Annotated in this window: 12 protein-coding genes; 4 read left to right on the top strand and 8 right to left on the bottom strand. The window is 61.2% G+C overall.

Annotation, left to right across the window (positions count from 1 at the left end; genetic code table 11):
- Positions 1–2: 2 nt before the first annotated feature.
- A complete protein-coding gene (locus tag RGM2987_RS15610) occupies positions 3–1,097 on the top strand; it encodes a BsuBI/PstI family type II restriction endonuclease (protein ID WP_245142766.1) in 1,095 nt (364 codons plus the stop codon).
- 59 nt (positions 1,098–1,156) lie between these two features.
- Here the strand turns inward: RGM2987_RS15610 and RGM2987_RS15605 are convergent, their stop codons facing one another.
- Together RGM2987_RS15605 and RGM2987_RS15600 are read right to left on the bottom strand one after the other, a co-directional pair.
- Complete coding sequence (locus RGM2987_RS15605) at positions 1,157–1,993, bottom strand: amino acid ABC transporter permease (RefSeq protein WP_245142764.1); 837 nt, start codon at positions 1,991–1,993, stop codon at positions 1,157–1,159.
- Positions 1,990–2,811 carry an ABC transporter substrate-binding protein gene (locus RGM2987_RS15600; RefSeq protein WP_245142762.1) on the bottom strand — a complete coding sequence of 274 codons (822 nt, stop codon included), beginning with the start codon at positions 2,809–2,811 and terminating at the stop codon, positions 1,990–1,992. Before RGM2987_RS15600 ends, RGM2987_RS15605 begins: the two co-directional genes overlap by 4 nt.
- 114 nt (positions 2,812–2,925) lie before the next feature.
- On the opposite strand from RGM2987_RS15600, the gene RGM2987_RS15595 reads away from it, so the two are divergent.
- Positions 2,926–3,825 carry a homocysteine S-methyltransferase family protein gene (locus RGM2987_RS15595; protein WP_245142759.1) on the top strand — a complete coding sequence of 300 codons (900 nt, stop codon included), beginning with the start codon at positions 2,926–2,928 and terminating at the stop codon, positions 3,823–3,825.
- A 239-nt stretch (positions 3,826–4,064) separates the two neighbouring features.
- Positions 4,065–8,999: an OTU domain-containing protein gene (locus tag RGM2987_RS15590; protein WP_245142757.1), complete on the top strand. Its 4,935-nt coding sequence runs from the start codon at positions 4,065–4,067 to the stop codon at positions 8,997–8,999.
- Positions 9,000–9,064: 65 nt separating this feature from the next.
- Here RGM2987_RS15590 and RGM2987_RS15585 read toward each other — a convergent pair whose 3' ends face one another.
- Genes RGM2987_RS15585 through RGM2987_RS15575 form a run of 3 tightly spaced genes read right to left on the bottom strand, consistent with a single transcriptional unit; the run spans position 9,065 to position 10,837 of the window.
- On the bottom strand, positions 9,065–9,736 hold the full coding sequence (locus RGM2987_RS15585; RefSeq protein ID WP_245142755.1) for a GNAT family protein: 672 nt from the start codon (positions 9,734–9,736) through the stop codon (positions 9,065–9,067).
- A gap of 10 nt (positions 9,737–9,746) precedes the next feature.
- A complete protein-coding gene (locus tag RGM2987_RS15580) occupies positions 9,747–10,193 on the bottom strand; it encodes a GNAT family N-acetyltransferase (RefSeq protein WP_245142753.1) in 447 nt (148 codons plus the stop codon).
- Positions 10,194–10,195: 2 nt separating this feature from the next.
- Complete coding sequence (locus tag RGM2987_RS15575) at positions 10,196–10,837, bottom strand: FMN-binding negative transcriptional regulator (RefSeq protein ID WP_245142751.1); 642 nt, start codon at positions 10,835–10,837, stop codon at positions 10,196–10,198.
- Positions 10,838–10,936: 99 nt separating this feature from the next.
- Between RGM2987_RS15575 and RGM2987_RS15570 the strand changes: the two genes are divergently transcribed.
- Positions 10,937–12,565: a PLP-dependent aminotransferase family protein gene (locus tag RGM2987_RS15570; protein ID WP_245142748.1), complete on the top strand. Its 1,629-nt coding sequence runs from the start codon at positions 10,937–10,939 to the stop codon at positions 12,563–12,565.
- A gap of 237 nt (positions 12,566–12,802) precedes the next feature.
- Here RGM2987_RS15570 and RGM2987_RS15565 read toward each other — a convergent pair whose 3' ends face one another.
- The 3 genes from RGM2987_RS15565 to RGM2987_RS15555 form a co-directional block, all read right to left on the bottom strand.
- The gene (locus tag RGM2987_RS15565) at positions 12,803–17,419 is read right to left on the bottom strand and encodes a DUF6543 domain-containing protein (RefSeq protein WP_245142746.1); all 4,617 of its coding nucleotides are present in this window, start codon (positions 17,417–17,419) and stop codon (positions 12,803–12,805) included.
- A 346-nt stretch (positions 17,420–17,765) separates the two neighbouring features.
- The gene (locus RGM2987_RS15560) at positions 17,766–18,866 is read right to left on the bottom strand and encodes a polyamine ABC transporter substrate-binding protein (protein ID WP_245142743.1); all 1,101 of its coding nucleotides are present in this window, start codon (positions 18,864–18,866) and stop codon (positions 17,766–17,768) included.
- An 11-nt stretch (positions 18,867–18,877) separates the two neighbouring features.
- Positions 18,878–19,909: a histone deacetylase family protein gene (locus tag RGM2987_RS15555; RefSeq protein ID WP_245142741.1), complete on the bottom strand. Its 1,032-nt coding sequence runs from the start codon at positions 19,907–19,909 to the stop codon at positions 18,878–18,880.
- Positions 19,910–20,049 lie beyond the last annotated feature (140 nt).

Below are 20,049 nucleotides of genomic sequence, written 5' to 3'. Positions count from 1 at the left end.
TAGTGCTACCACCTTACGTCTCGCGATTGCTGATATCCGAAAGGCTGCCTCTGATTTTTCCAGAGGGAACGCCCAACCGTTCCTATTGCACACGCGAGCTGGCGGCGAGCACAGTTTTTGCGATGCTCTATATCGGTGCAGTCGAGGGTGCGGATGTTTGGCTTGGGCCGGTGCATGTGTATCGAATGACAGATACACAGGCTGAAGATTGCTGTCAAAACGCTCGCTTAAGTTACCGGAGCAACTTGCGGAAAAAGGCCTTTCAGGTCCCAGGCGTTCGTTGGTACGCAGACAATACCCGTGAACCTATTCGCGACGAAACCTTGAGAGAAGGTTTGTTAGTGGTGGGGGCTGTGCTTGAACGGCCTGATGTACCTACGACATCGGGGCTGCCCCGTTATGCACTTAAAGCGGACCTTGCGGCTCTTTTCGACCCTGACCTAGCAGGTGAGGACTTGTCCGCTGCCATCTTGGAATGGCAGGAAAAACATCTGTCGCGCAGTGCGAGAGCTCGTGTGTCCCTCATGCGAGCAGGTACGGCAGGAAGAGAGGGTGTTTTAGTGTCTTTCCCTAATGGGGACACCCGTCGGCTCGTTTCGGGGCCTAGCTCAGACATATCGAAGGCAGTTGTGGAGGTTTTTGCTGCCAAGTTCTTGGAACAGCCAGGAGTCATCTGGCTGAGTGAATCAGGTAACAAGGTTGCTCATCCCGATCTTCAGCTGGCTTCGGTTATTGGACTGGACATTGAAGCGCAGAAAAATCTTCCTGACCTGATTCTGGTAGATCTTGGCCCGATTGAACCATTGATCGTCTTTGTCGAGGTAGTTGCTACCGACGGAGCGATTACCCCTCGCAGGCAAGAGGCGTTGTACGCGATAACAGACAAAGGTGGCTTCAGTCGCTCACAAGTCGCTTTTGTAACGGCTTACGCGGACAGGGAAGCAGCCGGATTCAAGAAAACCATCACGGGGTTGGCTTGGGGGACTTTTGCTTGGTTTATGTCTGAGCCGGATAACTTGGTGCTTCTTCAGAATGGCGTGAGTCGGCTCGCAAGCCTCAACGTATTTATTGAGGCGAAAGACCCGTTGATTCCCTAGTCCCTATCCGAAGGGTGAGTTGATATTCATCCTTTGATCGCTGCTGTCTTGTACTCACGTCAATTGCGCTTCAGATACGCCTTCCCATAATGCCGCTCCATCCGCGCCTGGATCAGCTCCAGCGCAATGGACATCAACCAGTAGATGATCGCGGCGGTCGTCAGCATTTCGATGTAGCGATAGCTGGAGCGCCCATAAGACTGCGCCAGGAACATCACTTCCCACACACCCATCACCGAGATCAGGGACGAGTCCTTGAGCATGGAGATGAATTGGTTGGTGGTCGGCGGGATGATGGTGCGCATGGCCTGGGGCAGGGTGACGCGCCAGAAGATCACGGTTTCCTTCAGGCCCAGGGCGAGGGAGGCTTCGCGTTGGCCGTGGGGGACGCCGAGGATGCCGGCGCGGAAGATTTCGCTCAGGTAGGCGCCGTAGTTCAGCGAGAGGGCGATGATCCCGGCGGTGATCGCCCCCGGCACGACGCCCAGTTGCGGCAGGCCCAGGTAGATCAGCAGGATCTGGATCAGCAGCGGCGTACCGCGAAAGAACGAGGCGTAGAAACTGGCAATGCCGAACGCCACCGCACTCTTGGACAGCCGCGCCAGGGCGGTGATGAAGCCCAGCAGTGACGAGGCGACGATGGAGCACATACACAGGAACAACGTCAGCGCCGCCCCTTGCAGAAAACCGTTGGGCGCCAGGTGCAGGCCGACCAGGTTCGGCAGTTTGTCGAGGATGATCGAGAACTTCAGGTCGAAGCTCAGGAAGAAACCCGCGAACAGCACCAACATCGCCGCCCAGGTCAGGTACAGCCGGGTGCGAAAGCCGAAGATTTTTTGCAGGCGCGACTCAGCCACCGGTTGCGGTGGCTGGGCAGGGGGCGGAAAAGAGGTCATTGAGTGATGTCGGCGCCGATCCATTTCTGCGAGAGTTTGCTCAAGGTGCCGTCCTGTTTCAACTGGGCAAACACGTCACGAACCTTGGCATCCCATTGCGCGTCGCCTTTTTCGATGGCCACCGAGTTCGGTTCGGCGTACAGCGGTTCGCCGGCCAGTTTGAAGCGCTTGTCTTCGGTCAGGCGTGGCTGGGCGGTGACGAGGTTGGTCAGCACGGCATCCAGGCGCACCCCGGCGCCCAGGCCCAGGTCCTGGAACGCCACGTTGTCGGTGTCGTAGGGGGCGATCTGTACGTTGTCGAAGGGGTAGCTCAAGCGGGTGTCTTCGGCGCCTTCTATCACCAGGTTCTTGTTCAGGTAGCTCTCGTAGCTGGAGGCGCTGGTGAGGCCGACTTTCTTGCCGCTCAGGTCCTTGGCGCCGTGGATGCTATTGTCCTTGGCGTTGACCACGATCACCGCCGGCGAGGCGTAGTACTGCACCGGGAAATCGAACACTTCGGCGCGGGCCTTGCTCGGCGTCATCGAGCAGATGCAAATGTCGTAGCGCCCGCTCCAGTGCCCGGCTGCGATCACGTCCCAGGATGGCGTTTCCAGGCGCAGCTTGACCCCCAGCTTCTGGGCCACGGCTTTGGCGACATCGACGTCGAAACCGTCGAGCTGGTTCTGATCGTTCAGGAACGAGAAGGGTGGATAGCTTTCCATCAGCACGCCGACCAGCTCTTTTTTCTGTTCGATGCGATCCAGCGTCGCGCCGGCGAGCGCCTGCGTCGAGGCAGCCAGCAAGGTCAGGCCCAGGGCCAGCAATGGTTGTCGTTTCACGTGAGGGCCCTTGCTTTAGAAATAAGTTGTAGTAAACCAATTGGTGCGTATTAAATAGTTATAAGAACAACTCCGGTAGTGAGTATTTTTCATAAGCTTATGAGTGAATCGCATATGGCCTCAGCAACGACAGTCATTCTCGATGGCGGCATGGGCCGCGAACTGCAACGCCGCGGCGCACCGTTCCGCCAACCCGAATGGTCGGCGCTGGCGCTGAGTGAAGCACCCCAGGCGGTGGAGGCCGTGCACGCGGCCTACATCGCCAGTGGTGCCAGCGTGATCACGAGCAACAGCTACGCGGTGGTGCCGTTTCACATTGGCGAGGCGCGTTTTGCCGAAGAAGGCCAGGCGTTGGCCGCGCTGGCCGGCGAACTGGCGCGGCGGGCAGTGCAGGCTTCGGACAAGGCGGTACGGGTTGCCGGGTCGCTGCCGCCGTTGTTCGGCTCTTATCGCCCCGACCTGTTCGACGCGTCCCGCGCCAGTGAGCTGCTCGCGCCGCTGGTCACCGGCCTCGCGCCCCATGTCGACCTGTGGCTGGCCGAAACCCAGAGCTCCACGGTCGAAGCCCGGGCGATCCACGCCGGCCTGCCCAAGGATGGCAAGCCGTTCTGGCTGTCGTTCACCCTGAAAGATGAAGACACCGACGAAGTGCCGCGCCTGCGTTCCGGCGAGCCGGTGGCGGACGCCGCGGCGGTTGCGGCCGAATTAGGCGTCGAGGTGCTGCTGTTCAACTGCAGCCAGCCGGAAGTGATCGGTGCGGCAATCGATGCCGCACGCGATACCTTCCAGCGCCTGGGCGCGACGATCCATATCGGTGCCTACGCCAATGCGTTCCCGCCGCAGCCGAAGGAAGCGACCGCCAATGACGGCCTCGACCCGCTGCGCGAAGACCTCGATCCGCCGGGGTACCTCCAGTGGGCAGCCGACTGGCGCAAGCGCGGGGCCAGCCATCTGGGCGGCTGCTGCGGGATCGGGCCGGAACATATTGCGGTACTGGCCCAGGAACTGGCCTGAGCCCTTGCACCATTATTCCCTGTGGGAGCGGGCTTGCTCGCGAAGAACGATAACGCGGTATCTCTGTCAGACCGCGCCGGCCGTTTCGCGAGCAAGCCCGCTCCCACAGGGGCTACGGGCAAAGGTCATATCAGCTTACGCTTGCCGCCCGGTTCAGCCGTCCTCCATACATATGTATGCCGTTTCGGGTCGAACGGCGCGATAGGGTCCGGACTCTTCAATAGAACCGGACCCTTCATATGTCTAACTTCACCGCCGGCTCGCTGGCCCCCCAGGGCGAACCGCTCAGTGCCCAGGCCCAGGCGCAAGTCAGGTTGCTGGAACAGCTGGACACCAACCAGATCCAGCTGACCCGTTTGTTCGCAGCGCTTCCCACCTTCGACAGGGTGACAGGCAACCTGCTGGTCAGCGCGCTCAAGGCACAGTTTCCCGGCAAAAAACTCCATCCTTCACTGCCTGACGCTATCGATCCGGACGACTGTTTCGTGAATCACTTCACCACAGACCCGGCGGGAGCACGCTCCCTGACATCGTCAGAGACGTTTACCAGCGTCATGCACAGCAGCTTGCTCAGCGATACGGCGCCCGTCTTCGCCAACACCGGCGTCGGTTTTTTCACCCTTCCGGATTCGCTGGACGAAGCCGACAGCGTCTTCGCCGACCCATTGGACAAACAGACGCTACGGGCCATGGAGTCGGTGTTTCACATCCCCCAGCCCACGACGAATGAGCAGGTGAAGCGCCAGTTTCGTAACGAGCTGGCGCTTTTCCGTCACAAGGAGAACGGGGGCGATGTGCTTGGGCTGAACATACCGCTTTCGACAGAAGCCGCCCTCGCGCAGTTGTTTTCCCGACGCTTCGCGCACCTTTTCCAGCTCTACAAAGTCGATCGGGATCCTGCCGCCCAGCTTTCCCAGAGCGAGCGAATCCAGCAAAGCGAGGAAGACCGCCTGCTGGATATCATCACCACCCATCCTTCCCAGGCGGATCGCAGCCGTTTGTTGCGGGCGCCCGTCCCCCACGTCTATGCAGTCATGCTCGACATGGGTACGGCAGCGCAGCAGGCATGGCCGGCTGCGATGGTGATCAAATTCACCGACAGGCCGTCGCTGTTCCTGTATTCCCTGGAATACGGGCTGCAGCGATTTGATTCATTCCACAACCTGGTCGATCACGTGCGGCCCAGCGTTCAGGGCCAGGAACGCACGATCCTGGATATCTGCGTGGAACTGTCCGGACATGTCTTTGAAGTCGCGGCGGCGGACCTGTTGCAGAGGCAAAGCGCCGCCCTGGACACGGCCCTGAATGCGCCGGGCAACGAAACGGTCGCCGTGCGGGTGTTTGCTCAACGAGCCGAAGACGCCTTGGGTTTGCCCATGTTGTCACTGGCCGGACCCATGATCGCTCGTCAGGAAACCCTGGTGGAGAATCGTCGCCCCGGCTTCTACAAAATGGCGACGTTTGCCGGGCAGGCCCGCTATCGCCGTCTGGAAGGGCAGGTATTCCAGGCGGTCTATGCCCTGGGCAGCGATATTCCGACGCTGGTGCAGTTCACGCGCCAGAAGATCCGCCAGTATTTGCAGCGAACCATCCATCCGCGCCTGGACCTGGATCCTGATCAAACCATGATCCGGCTTTCCTTCGGTGATGCAGCCAACCCGAGACAGTCGCGGGTCAGCAGCCTGACCCAGTTGATGCTCGATAACCTGCGCCCGCCGCAGTACCCCAACGCCATGCGCGAAGTGCTGGCGATCAACCTGGTGGATCGACATGGACAACGCGTGCGCCACCCGGCGAGCGGTTTTCTGATCACGTTGAACGGCGGCGAACTGGCGCGGATGGCGTCGAATATCGATGCCGGCGGCAGCTACGAAATTCTGCTTCGCGAGCAAATGAACCAGCCTCGATACAAGGCTGCCTGGCAGGCGGCCTACCGGGCCAGTCTGGAGTTCAAAGGCTACGAGGCGCTGCTCAAGGGCGACGAGGTGTTCAAGACCGCTGTGATGGATGAGGTTTCCTACCCACCCACGTCGCAAAAGCTGGTCGCACGATGGCTGGAAGCAGTCCTGCAAGCGCCCAGCGCCGCGAAACGTGCCCCGGTAGGTGGGCGCAGGGTGCACGTCCATGGCCTGCTGCTGGGCGGAACCGCCGGCTTGCAACCTGGCACCATTGGCAACGCGGTCACCATTGACGGTGCGCTGGTGTTTTCAGACCAGAGCGGGCCGGACATCAAGGGGACCGTGGGCGTTTACTTCCCGGACAGTCCTCATGGCAATGACCTTCACGAGTTCGCCGACCTGAGCGATGGCGTCACAGCGCTGTTGCAACAGGAAGAATGGCGAACGTATTTTCGCTCGCGCATTTCGACCCTCGACCAGGAGGAAATAAATCGTGCGTTGGGCCAGCATCGCGGTCGACCACTGATCCGTGGCTATCTGATCACCGACGATGTACTTGAAACCCTTCACCGGGCCCACGTCAATTTCCACAGTGCCTACGCCGACCACCGTTCCAACAGCAACCGCGACATCGGCCTGCAAACCGCCGCGCGGATCATGATGATGGTGGTCGAGATCGTCATGGACCTGGCCGGCCTGCTGCTGATTCCCGGTTTCCAGCTGCTGACGCGGGCCATCCGCACCGGCCTGTTGGTGGTCAAGACCGGTGGCGTTCCCAGGGACCTGGCAACATTGGTATTCGTCCACACCGTAGCAAACACCCGCAAGCAGGCAGGCTTCGGTGGCGTGAGCGTGAACTTGCGCGGGCAGACCTCATTTCGGGCGATAACGGCGCAGCAGAACCAGGCGCAAGCATCGTTCGGATTGCCCCTGGAGGAGGCGCTTTATCGCCGCTATGCCGTGGCGGATACCACGCTGGTCCAGAGCCTGCCAGCCGATGCCCAGGGCTTCTACCGACCGGTGATTACCGATGGCGCCACCGGTAGCGTGACCCGGCCTGTGTTCGTACGCCAGCCTGATGGGACGGTGTTCCGGGTGCACGACAACACGCCGATCAGAGCCACCGAGGCCAACATCGTCGACCCTGTCACGGGGTTGAACATTCGCTCCAGTGGCGTGATGCGCAGCACCGTGGCGCGTGCACCCGATGGCGAGTGGCGCGCCGTAGGGTTTGGCATGGGCGGGGGCAAGCGATCGCGGCCCGGCTCGCCTGAACCGGGCCCATCGGCACCCAAGCAACCGGCCACCTCATCGCTTCGCGCCGTTTCCGACCTGATCCGTACGCCAAACCAATGGGACGTAGAGATCATGGATCTGGTCCCATCCATCATCACCCGCCTTCCAAACTGGCCCCAGAACCGCAGTCTGTTGATCATCGACCAACGGCGCGGGCACCAGGATTGGTCCGTGCGCTTCACGCCGGGACAAGATGAAACCGGCTACCCGATGCGCAGCCATCCACTTAGAGCAAGTACCGATGTGGTGCTGGTGCGCACGGGCGAAAACCACTACACGTTGATGCTCGATGAAAGTAATGAAGTCCTGTTCCCGGCTGACGGCAATTGCTTCTTCAACGCGGTCGCCCGGGGACTGAACGAGGGGCCGGTGCAACGACGATTCACGATGCAGCGCCTGCGCAATGAGATTGCCGACTACATCGACCAACATCCGGAGATGGGTCACTACCTGGTGGCGCAACCCACCGCGGTGCAACAGGCCCTGGCTTACAACGCCCCGGCGTTGGAACATCTGCTGGGCGAGTCGGCGGTGCTCGATCTGACCCGGATCGTCTACGGATCGCCCAATCCCCAAGGCCTGTTTCAGCCGGTCTTGAACCGCTTGAACCTGTATGCCCAGGACATGGCCCGTCGATATTTGAATCAGGCACAAGGCGCCAACCTGCCACCGGAGATGCTGCGCCTGATCGGCAGCTACCTGTCGCCCCGTACGCCCGTTCGCCTGCCATTGAGCAGCACGCCTTTCTACTCGCTGAAGGATCAGGCACTGCGGGTCTTTTTCGAGGACACCTTGTTGGGGCCGGTCCTGAACCAGGAGGTCACCGAACTGCTCAACAATGAGTATCTGATGCTGTCCCAGGACGTGCTCCATATCATGCTCGAGTACGGCGTCCGGGCCAGGGAGCTGACCGATCATCACCCCAGGAACCACCTGGGCTATGTCGAGTACGATCGAGCCGTGCATGGCAACCTCACCGAGGAGCAGCTTGAGGAATCGCTCAATGGTGCGCTTCTGGTTGATCACGACGATTTGAGCAGGATGAAGAAGCGATACGAACACGAAACCGGCAATGCCATGGACGACCCTGCCGATCTGTTGGATCAATTCATCTATTACGACCGGGCGGAAGATCTGGTCGATCTGTTCACCGTTGTCCTTGGGCGCTACCCGATCTTGCTGCGACGGGCCAATATCCTGCTGCAATCTTCGGTGATTGCTTCCAACCTGGGTGGCCTGCTGCCCTTGAATGTGGTTTCCCAATGGATCCGCACCCCGGCGTTGTCCGATGCGCGACTGCAACTGATCGCCGAGTATGCCGGCAGCCGTTATCAGGAAGTGGCGACCAGAGGCCGCATTGATATCGACTGGATGCGGCCATTCGATGACCAGAACCTGCGTAGCCTGTTCAATCAGCGGTATCCATTGTTGAAGTTCTTCACCTTTCTGGGGGGCATTCGATACATCGAGGACAGCGACTTATCTGCGATCGCAAGGCTGTTCAGCGTTCCCCAGCCACCTTCCAATAGCCGGATGGCCATTCTGTTCGACACGCCGAATATCTGGGGCGCGCTGCGCAATATGCCAGGTGCCACGCTCCAGAGCGCCAGGGGTATCTGGGAAGACCTGATAGGGCCGCAGTTCACCGACGAGAGCATTCGCTTCGCCCTCGGGCGGGCGGATTCGCTAAGTTCCGAGGCGGCGTTTAGCCAAGCCTTGATCGACAGCCTGGTCGAGGAAGAAGCCCTGGCGCACCAGCTGATCATGGATGCGTACGTCGTGACCCAAAGACAGGCCCAGCACTTTCTCCACAACTTCCAATTCACTAACCAGCGTGCCGATCACAGCCGGTTGACCCTGGCCCGCTACGTGAATCTCAATGGCGAAATACCGCAATGGGCATGGCCCTATGCCCGTCCCGGGGTAAACGACGTAACGCTCGCAGGATTCATGGAGCGCAGGAAGCCGTCCAAGTCGTAGTCGCGCGCCCTGATCGATCGCCAGCGCGAAGGGGTTCGCGCTGGCGGTCATCCGTCACTCACAACCTATGCGCGGCATTGCGCCAGGCTACGCACCTGCCCGCCGTCGCGCTGGTTGGCCTCGCTCAACCACTGCTCGAACGCGGCGCCAATGGCCGGCCATTCCGAATCCAGCATCGAATACCACGCGGTGTCGCGGTTCTGACCCTTGACCACCATGTGCTGGCGGAACACGCCTTCAAAGGTGAAGCCCAGTCGTTCGGCGGCGTAGCGCGAGCGGGCGTTGGCGTTGTTGCACTTCCATTCCAGGCGTCGATAGCCCAGGGCAAAAGCTTCTTTGGCCAGCAGGTACACCGCCTCGGTGCTTTTCGGCGAACGTTGCATTGGCGCGCCGAAGGTCACGTGGCCGATCTCGATGCGGCCCTGGGCTGGCACGATGGACATCAGGCTGAGAATGCCTTGCACCTCGCCGCTGGCGCGGTCGATCACGCTGAAAAAATACGGGTCGGTGTTGGCCGCATGATTGTCCAGCCAGGCATCGAAAGCGCTGCGTTCCTTGAACGGACCGTAAGGCAGGTAATCCCAGAGTTTCGGATCGGCCCCGGGGCCTTCGAGCGCTTGCCACAGACCATCGGCATGACGGGCCGGGTCGAGTTTTTCCAGGCGGATGAACCGCCCTTCGATTAGCCGGGTAGACGGCGCCGGTACGCCTTTCCAATCGGCGAGTGAAGTCGACATGCTGCGCTCCCTACAGGGCTTTGCGAAATTGAATGAAGCCAGGGCGTTCGGCGATGCGCTCGTAGAGCTGGATCGCGGTCGCGTTGGTCTCGTGGGTCAACCAGTGCACCTTGCAGCAGCCATCGGCCTTGGCGGTGCGGTAGACGAACTCGATCAACTGCCGACCCACGCCAGTGCCGCGGCATTGCTCCGTCACCAGCAGGTCCTGCAGGTAGCAGGAGTTCTCGATGCTCCAGTTCGAGCGGTGATAAATGAAATGCACCAGGCCCACGGCCTTGTCGCCCTGCCAGGCGAGTGCGCCGTGGGTCGGCTCGCGTTCGTCGAGCAAGCGTTGCCAGGTGCTTTGGCTGACGGCGTCCGGCAGTTCGGTGTTATAGAACCGCAGGTAGGCCTGCCACAACGGCAGCCATGCGGCGTGGTCGTCAGCGCTGACGAGGCGGATTTCGGTCTGGCTCATGTTCACTCCTTGGACGAGGGGGCGGGCATCAGGCGCGCGAGCGTCTGGTCTTGCGGGTCGGGGCTGGCCGCGAGGCCGTTGCGCACGCCGGCGGCGTCCGCCGGGCTGCGGTTCTGGCTGAGTTTGCGCTTGCCCTCCAGGCGCTGGATGGGCAGGGCGAACCCGACGATGGCCTTGAGCATGCTGTCGATGTACTCGGCTGGCGCGTCGTCGAGTTTCCAGGGCTGGCTGCGACCGGTTTCGTGGCGGTCGGTGAGGGCGCTGACCAGGTTGCGCAGCCGGTGCGGATCGCTGAACACCTCGGCGCTGCCGTAGGCGTGTATGGCCAGGTAGTTCCAGGTCGGCACGACTTTGCCGTGCTCGGCCTTGCCGGGGTAGAAAGCCGGGCTGACGTAGGCATCGGCCCCGGCAAAAACCACCAGGGCTTCAGCGCCGGCTTGCAGGTCACGCCATTGCGGATTGGCCCGGGCCATGTGGCCGTAGAGGGTGCCGTTGGGGCCTTGTTGGGTGTCCAGCAACAACGGCAGATGACTGGCCTGCAAGCCGTGCTCACCCTGGGTGATCAGGACGGCCAGGCGGCAGTCGTCCATCATCCGATGCAACTGCGGCAGGTCTTCCACGGCGAAGGCTTTAGGGTTGTACATGACGATTTTCCTTGGCGATTGCGAGCATCCTAGGCAGGCTATTGGTCTGTTGTAAGAGCCACTTCGGGCCAATTTGATAGGACCATTTTCGAGGTTGTCATGAGCAACACCGTGCCGCCGCTGTCATTCAATCCCGCCGGAATCGAGCTGGACCGTCGTCACGGGCTCAGCCGCCAGCTTTACCAGGCGTTGCGTGCGCGGGTGCTCGACGGGCGCCTTGCCAGCGGCACGCGGCTGCCGGCCAGCCGGGACCTGGCGGCGGCGCTGGCGATTTCCCGCAACAGCGTGGTGCGCGCCTACGATCAGCTTTATGCCGAGGGTTTCATTGAGGGGCGGGTGGGGGACGGCACTTATGTGGCGCAGTTGTCTTCTCTGGTGCTGGGCGGACCCCATCGCGAGCAGGCTCGCTCCCACAATGAAACGCGTTCCCCTGTGGGAGCGAGCTTGCTCGCGAAGGGGCCCTCACGGGAAAACATATCCACAAAAATATCCACAGGGTTTTCAACAGGCTTACCCACAGCCTTATCCACAGATTGGCTGGATTTACCTGTGGGTCCATCCAGTAAAGTTATCCACAGCGGGGCGCTGGAACGGGTCGAAAAGCATCATTTGGCTCAGCCACCCAGCGGTCCGCCGCGGGCGTTTCGGGTGGGTGTCCCGGCGTTCGATCTGTTCCCATTCGACGTCTGGGCCAAGCTGAACGCGGCTTTCTGGCGTAAACCGGACCTGCAACAGCTGTGCTACGGCGATTCCCAGGGCGACGCGCGCCTGCGCGGCCTGATCGCCGCATATCTGCGCAGTTCCCGCGGCCTGCACTGCACGGCTGAACAAATTGTGATCACCAGTGGCGCGCAGCAGGGCATCAGCCTTTGTGCACAGCTGTTAGTAGACCCCGGCGACGTCGTGGCTGTGGAAAACCCGGGCTATCGCGCCGCCGGGCATGCGTTTGCCGTCGCGGGTGCCGAGGTCAGGGGTGTACCGGTGGACAGCGACGGCCTGGATTGCACCGCGCTTGCCGCGTTGAGCCATTGTCGGCTGGCGTACGTCACGCCGTCTCATCAATACCCGACCGGGGTGGTCATGAGTCTGCCAAGGCGCCTGGAGTTGTTGGCCTGGGCCGAGCGCAACGATGGCTGGATTGTCGAGGACGACTATGACGGTGAGTACCGCTACAGCGGCGCACCGCTGGCGCCCTTGGCGGCGCTGGATCGCCAGGGGCGTGTGCTGTATGTCGGCACGTTCGGCAAAGTGGCGTTTCCGGCCCTGCGCCTGGGCTACCTGGTACTGCCGCCGGGCCTGGTCAATGCGTTCGCCCGGCGCCGCGCCGTGGATGTACGCCACTCGGAGGTCAGCACTCAGGCGGTGATGGCCCAGTTCATGGCCGCCGGGCATTTTCAGCGGCACATCCGGCGCATGCGCCGCGCCGCCCTGGCCCGGCGTGATGCGCTGCTGGCCGGTTGGCCGAAGGCTGTCGCCGGGGTCAGTGCCATGCCCACGGTCGTCGCGGGCCTGCACGTGATGGTGCCGGTGGACAGCGCCGAACGTGAACGCCAGTTGATCGCGCAGGCAACCGCTATCGGGATCGAAATCAATGGCCTGAGCAGCTATTGGTTACCCTCCACCCCGGCGGCGCAGGCGCGGGCCGGGCTGGTACTGGGTTTCGCTGCCGTTGCGCCGGCGGCGATTGCGGCGGCGCTGGCGGATCTGGCCAAAGCCTGGAAAAACTGAGGCGTCAGACCGGGCATGAAGTGCAACGCCGTTCATTCAGGAAATCACCGAACCTGTGGCGAGGGAGCTTGCTCCCGCTGGGCGCGTAGCGGCCCCCGAGTCCGGCAACGCGGTACGTCAGGCAAAACGCAGTCAGCTGTGATGGGCCTGCTGCGCAGTCCAGCGGGAGCAAGCTCCCTCGCCACAATGAGTCAGCCAAGCCTTAGGTGAACAATCTCGCAGGCCCGGCGCTGAGTGTCATGAATGTTTCTTCTGGAAAAACACCTCCTTGGCCTGATCCACCGCGATTTCGCTGCGGTAATGGTCGATCAGTTGTCGCTGGCTGAGGGACTGGGTCCCTTCGTCAAGGACCGTCTTCTCGTTGGCCTGCTCCACGGTTTTCAAGCGCGCCGACAGAAAAGTGTAGGCGGGCACCCAGTTGGTCGAATAACGGAAATCGGCAAACCAGAGTGTCTTGTTGGTCTTCAGATCCTTGATCTCATAACGGTCGAGGTAGCCGTAGGGTGGGTTCTTGATGCGCTGCCGGTTGGTCTTCTTGCTGATGGAGATCTGGTTGCGGCTCTTGAGCCATATGACGCCACTCATGGTCGGTGGCCGTTGCTTGATGACATTCATCACAGTAGCGAAGCCCAGGACATACAGGGCGCTCGCTTCCTTATCGAGTTGCGTGCGCAGGTTTTGCGCCGAGCGCCGTTGTGCCTCCGGCAGTTCGAAGGTTTCGTTGGATTCCACGCCTTGCGCCTGATCGAGCGCTTTTTTGATCGCCGCGCTGACTTTTTCCATTCGACTGGCGTGAGCGTTGAGCACCATGCCGATACCGGCGGTTGTCTGGCCTGGCTTCTTCACGGCCTCTTCCATCTGCGCCTTGAACGCCGCCAGCCCGTTGATCAGGTTATTACCCTTGGTGATGCTGACGTCGAGTGCCGGCACAACGGTCGACGCCGCGTCGGGTTTGATGTGGGGAATCCATTCGCCGGTCTCCTTGCGGTGGAAGGTGGCGATGATCTCGCCCGAGAACGGGTTCTTCACATCGAGCCAGTCGGTCTCCTCCATCATTCTGGACAGGCGCGGCTCGCCACTGACCAGGCCCCAGAAGCGCGCACGGATGAATTTTTTCCTGGGCCTGGGGCGCTGTTCATAAGGCGAGCCGGCGTTTCGCCGGTCCCGTCTTTCATCCAGGGCCGCCGCCAGATGATGCAACGCCCATTGCTCAAGCGTGGCGATCCCCGTGCGCAGTCGAGTCAGTTGCTGCGGTTGCACGCTACCCCGGTATTCGGTACCCAGGTAGTGAAGGTGCTCATCGATGGCGGCGAACTGTTCGGCCAGGCTGCCAAATGCGTCGATTCGCTCGTCCAGCCGGATCACGCTGCGCTCATCGATAGCGTCGCGCAGGCTCTGGTACGCAACCGTGGCGTTATCGACGACCTGGTTGAGCGCCTCCCAGCCTTCGGGCATCGTCTCGACGCTTTCCAGCGACAGGCACAGGTGGCGGTACATATCCAGCTTGATCAGGCGCAGGTCGGCGGCGGTGTAGAGCGGCATTTTCTTGCGGTGCCGCCGGATGAATTCGAAGCCTTCAAAACCAAGTTCCTTGAGCTCGGTGAAGCGCGTTTCCATGTAGTCCAGGCGCTCGATCATGTCATCGCCGACGCTGACCATGCTTTGGGCCGCATCAATGTGCTCTTGCTCCAACACCTTGACTCTGGAGGTGACCATGCTCTTGGCCTTGCCAATGGCCGGGGTGAATCGTTCCTGAAGCGCTTCCATCTCGGCGAAGGTGAAGTTGATCTGCGCGTTCAGGTAGCCGAGCCGGGTGCGAGGGTAGTCAGGTCTGGACTGGAAGAGCGGCCATTCCATCAACACCTGCAATGCCTGCTCGTAGTTCGCGCGCTGTGCCTTGAGCAGGCCGACATACTCGTCGCGCTTCACTTCCCTGGCAGGCCCCGAGGCTTCGTTCAATTCCTTGGCGTGCATGGTCAGCAGTCGTTGGTTCTGTGGTTTCGTTCCTTCGAATGTGTTCAGCGCGGCCAACAGGTCGATCCGGCGCCGCTGGGCGTCGGCCACGACTTTCTGCCTGATGCCCTGGGAGCCGCTGCCGCGTATGCGTAGGCGCGTGTCGATGTGCCATTTGCCGTGGGCGTCGCCTATCAGGGGCGGACCCTCGCGTGCAGGGTCCTTGCCATCGATGATGCAGACCTGCTCGCCTTCGACCTTCACCTTGAACCAGTTGCCGGCCATTTTTACCGACCAGTCCTGTCCTTGCTGGTAGAGCCCTTTAAGCGCGCCCTCGGCTTGCAGCTGCCCCGGATCCTGGGGTTCGTCGATACTCAAGGCGTCGAGGAACGTGGCGCTGTCGCGGGATCGGCCCATCAAGGCGCCGCTGGAGCGGATGGTCTCGTAGTGTTCGGTTGGCAGTTGCGCACTCGAAAGCGGTTCGAGTAGTTCGATCACCAATTCATGCTTGGGCTTGGGCAGGCTTTGCAGTTCGCGCACCTCCTTCGGGGCTTGGGCCCGATGCGGTCTTCGGGCGGCCCTGGCGCGGTCAATGGCATGGGTAATGACCGCCAGCGCAATGTTCAGCAGCAGGTCCGTGAACACCTCCCACTTGGCCGGCCGGTCGCTCGGGTCCTTGAGCTGCGTCAGTTTGTCGATGTCATCGAAGATCTGCCAGAGCCAGGTTGCGGTGCCTACCGCCGTGCCCAGATACGGCAGGGCCAGGTTGAAAATCAACCAGCCGGCGCGCTTGAAACTCTCCCAGCGATTTTCCCGGTTGGACACCGACTGACGATCAGCCAGCTCGACCATTGCATCGGCGTTGGCCTTGAACAGCTGTGGCAGGAAGTCCGCCCCCAGGGTCTTGTCGGTCAGGCTGACGGGGCCGCTGTTGGCCAGGGAGGTCAAAGGCGCGGCCACGAACGCCACGATGCTCCAGGGGGAGGGCAGCAGGTCCGGGAAAACATAACGGCCGTAGTCGTCACGCACCCCGTCGGGTAACCAGGCCAGCACCGACTGGCGTAGCGAAGGGGTTTGCCTGATCGCGTACAACAGGTTGCTGAACGAGGGGTATTGGCTCAACTGCGGTTGCAGCATCGGGCGATACAGCAGGCAAGGCCCGGCGTTGGAATCCTCGGGACCGATGACGAACATGTTGGTGACGACGTCTTCGGCATCGCCCAGTTGCAGTTCGGGTACGAAGGCCAGTTTGCGTATGACAATGGTTTTGCCGTCGACCTTGCGATCAGCTTCTTGCGTCGCCATCAGGGCCGCGACGTAGCGATAGCCTCGGTCGTCCAGGTGTCCCTCACCGCGGATCTTGCATTCGAGTGCCAGCATGGGCAGCTGGATGCGCAACTGGGTGGTATACAGCTTTGCGCGGCGGCTCGACTCCGCTGGATCATCCAGCAGTGTGCGCCTGATCAGCTCGGGGTATACGCGCCCGATATCGACCTGGGTAATGAGGCCCTCGATGTACTCGACGGTCAGCCACTCAGGCAGTTCTGTCTCGTCCAGGAACACCAGGGACTTGTTGCCCAGGGGCAGCGCGATCAGGTTCTGCAAGGCCAGTTCAACGAGACTGAAGCGGGTGACGTCGATCTTTCCCGGTACCACGAAACTGCCCCAGATAACCGGGCTGCGGACTTCGATCTCAAGTTCCTCCAGGTCGAGCTTCGCGGCGTCGGGGTGCTGCGCGATCATCTGGGTTCTCAGCAGGCTCAAGGCGTAGTCCCGAATGGGCGCAATCTCGTCCAGATAGGTCTTGCCGGCATGGGTCTGGTTCAGGATCGAGAGGTCTTTCATGTGCTGGGCAAACAGGGTCTGATCCGAGGGCGAGGCTGCCAGCAGCCAGTGAGGCATCTGCTTCTGGAACCAGGCCACCAGCGCATCCTCGTCGGGTTCGTCACCGCTGGCAGGCGTGTTCTCGTAGGACATCCATGTTTGCGGCAAGGAACCGATGACCTTGACCTGCTCGGCAATCATCCCGCAGGCCTTGTGATCGAAAATATTGCCGTCGGGCTCAAACAGCCGCCACTGGACCTTGCGATAAGTGGCGCCACCAAAATGGGCCGGCAGTGATCGCCCCAGGGCTTGCCGCGAATCGAATTTCTGGTAGCCGTTGACGATCGAGTACTTGAGGATGACCTCTTTTCTATCGATCGTGCCGATCAGCACCACGATCGAGTTGTCGCCCAGCCGCGATACCTCTGGGCCATCGACCTTATCGATGTCGATCAGATACGCATGGCTGTCGTAAGGGTCATGGTCCTTGCGGCCCTTGCGGTCAGGGTAATGGAACAGTTGCCTGGCCATGGCGCATTCAGTCGAGGTCCAGCCCTTTACACGGTCGACATTCCAAGCCTTGCGCAGCGCACTGGAGAGCTCATGCCAGCGCGGGCCGGACTCGCCCAGCGAAGCATTCCAATACGCCAGTTGCTGCTCCTGACAGGCCGTCAACATCGCCGGCACCAGCTCATTGAGCAGATGCCCGATCTGGTCGATACGCACCGGCAAATGCACATCGGGGGACGTCAGCGGTAATTGGGTCAGGAAGTGCAACCCTTCGATCAGCAGCAACGGATCGCTTTTTTCATTCACCATCCCGGCCAGCATTTCGCTGAGGGTTTCATAGCGCGTCGAGCGACGCACGATTTCGTCGTCGACGATGTCCCAGGCCGGCTCGCCGACCACGGTGTTATAGGGGTCGAGGTTCAGCTCGGGGTAGAGCTTCTTGAGCGCATCGCGCAGCAGTATCGACGCAACCTCCGGATACGTAGGCCCGGCGAGCAACTGGTTGAGCACGGCATCCTTGGGGTTGGTCTCGGGCCTGGGGGTCGGGGTGATAGCGGTGGGTGTCATCTGAGGCTCCCTGCCTTGTGGTACATGGAAAACCCGCAGCGAAACGCTTGGGGTTTTCCATGCTAGGGCGGCGCCAGATGAGGGAGGCGGTAACTATGTATACCCATATGCCCTGTGGGAGCGGGCTTGCTCGCGAAGGCGGTATGTCGGTCCCAGCCATACCGGCTGACAGTCCGCCATCGCGAGCAAGCCCGCTCCCACAGTTTCGGTTTTTTGTCGCTCACAAATCCTGCCCCCACCACAGCCCCCTGTGGGAGCGAGCCTGCTCGCGATGACGGCGGCACATCCAACCTCTTCACCACAGACATACCCCGATCACGGGCAAGCCTTGCTCCCACAGAGTCTTTCACTGCCCGGATTTGATCCGAGTCCAGGCCCGCGTCCGTGCCCGCTCGGCGTCCTTGGGCAGCGGTTGCAAGGTGTACAGCGTCGCCATCGCCGCCTCGGTCGGGTACAGGTTGGGGTTGTTGCGAATGGCCGGGTCGACCATGTCCGTGGCGTCCTTGTTCGGGTTCGGATAACCGACGAAATCGCTGACCGGCGCGATCACCTTCGGTTGCAGTAAATAATTGATAAAGGTGTAGGCGTCGTCCGGGTTCTTCGCGCCTTTGGGAATGGCGAGCATGTCGAACCAGATCGGCGCGCCTTCCTTGGGCAGGCGCATGTCCACCGTCACGCCATTCTTGGCTTCCTTGGCCCGGTTGGCGGCCTGGGAAAAGCTGCCGGAATAGCCGACCGCCACGCAGATATCACCGTTGGCGATGTCAGCCATGTACTTGGACGAATGAAAATAAGTGATATGCGGGCGGATCTTCATCAACAGCGCTTCGGCCTTGGCGTAGTCCGCCGGCTTCTTGCTGTTGGGGTCCAGGCCCAGGTGCTGCAAGGCCAGCGGCAGAATCTCCGAAGGCGAGTCCAGCAGCGCCACGCCACACTGCTTGAGCTTGCTGATGTTTTCTTCCTTGAAGATCAGGTCCCAGCTGTCCACCGGCGCGTTGTCGCCCAGGGCCGCCTTGACCTTGTCCGGGTTGAAGCCGATCAGGATGGTGCCGTACATGTAGGGCACGGCGAATTTGTTGCCCGGATCGTTGGCCTCGATCAACTTCATCAGCTTGGGATCGAGGTGGCTCCAGTTCGGCAGCTTGCTGCGGTCCAACGGCTGGAACACCCCGGCCTCGATCTGCTTGGCCAGAAACACATTGGACGGCACCACCACGTCATAGCCGGAGTTGCCGGTCAGCAGCTTGGCCTCCAGGGCCTCGTTGGTGTCGAAAATGTCGTAGACCAGTTTCACCTGGCTGTTCTGCGCCTTGAAATCGTCCAGGGCCTTGGGCGTGATGTAGTCGAACCAGTTATAGACACGCAGGGTGCGCTCCTCGGCCTGAACGGCGCCACACAGCAGCGTGGCGCACAGGGCCGGGGCCATTAAACGCTTGAGTTTCTTCATGCTGTTTTTCCTCATTGGGCGCTTTGAAAACCTTCGAGAACGTTCACGGCATTGATGCCGATTTCTGCCACCGCATAACCGCCTTCCATCACGAACAGCGTCGGCTTGCCGAGCGCCGCGATGCGTTTGCCCATTGCCAGGTAATCCGGGCTGTCGAGCTTAAACTGCGAGATCGGATCGTCCTTGAACGTGTCCACGCCCAGCGACACCACCAGCACATCGGCGTCGTAGTGCTGGGCTTCGCCGCACGCCTGTTCCAGCGCCGCGCTCCACGTATCCCAGCCTGAGCCGGCCGGCAAAGGGTAGTTGAAGTTGAAGCCCTCACCGGCGCCTTCACCGCGCTCATCGGCATAGCCCAGGAAAAACGGAAACTCCGCCTCCGGATGTCCATGAATCGAGGCGAACAACACGTCACTGCGTTCATAAAAAATCGATTGCGTGCCATTGCCGTGGTGGTAATCCACATCCAGGATCGCGACCTTCTTGTGGCCCTGGTCGAGGAACGCCTGGGCCGCAATGGCCGCGTTATTGAGGTAGCAATAACCGCCCATCAAGTCACTGGCCGCGTGATGCCCCGGCGGGCGGCACAAGGCAAAGGCACTGCGGGCGCCGCGTTGGATCGCCGCCTGGGCGGTGAGCGCCACCTGGGCGGCGCTGTAGGCCGCTTGCCAGGTTCCGGCAGTGATCGGCGCACCACCGTCGAAGCTGTAATAACCCAACTGCCCGTGCAGGCTGGTCGGCATGACCGTACGCAACGTCCGCGCCGGCCAAGTGAACGGCAACAAATCGCCGTCGCGCTTGAACTCGGCCCAGCGCGCCCAGGCGCCCTTGAAGAACTCCAGGTAGGCGGGCGTGTGAATCCGCTGGATCGGCCCCAGCCCGAAATCCTCCGGCGCTGTAACGGGGCCCAGCGCTTGAGTCTTGACCCGCTCCAGCACGTGATCGGCACGCGAAGGCATCTCGAAACAAGGCATCAACTGCCCGTCCATCAATTCGCAGCGTCCATGGTGCAGGTGATGATCATCCGAATAGATCGTCAGCATTGTTGTTCTCCGCAGGCTGAATCGTTGGGTCACAGTCTTGCGGGGCGGGGCGTTTCAGAGAACGGCAGGAGAGGCCAAAAGGGGATCGAAACGGCCAAAAGGTTTGACCACAAATGGCCCCTGGAAGATTTCAAAGCTGG

Origin of the sequence: Pseudomonas sp. RGM2987, assembly GCF_022952855.1 — a bacterium.
Taxonomy (GTDB): domain Bacteria; phylum Pseudomonadota; class Gammaproteobacteria; order Pseudomonadales; family Pseudomonadaceae; genus Aquipseudomonas.
The sequence above is the reverse complement of the archived record's forward strand: the minus strand, read 5'-3'. Positions and strand labels throughout refer to the sequence as shown.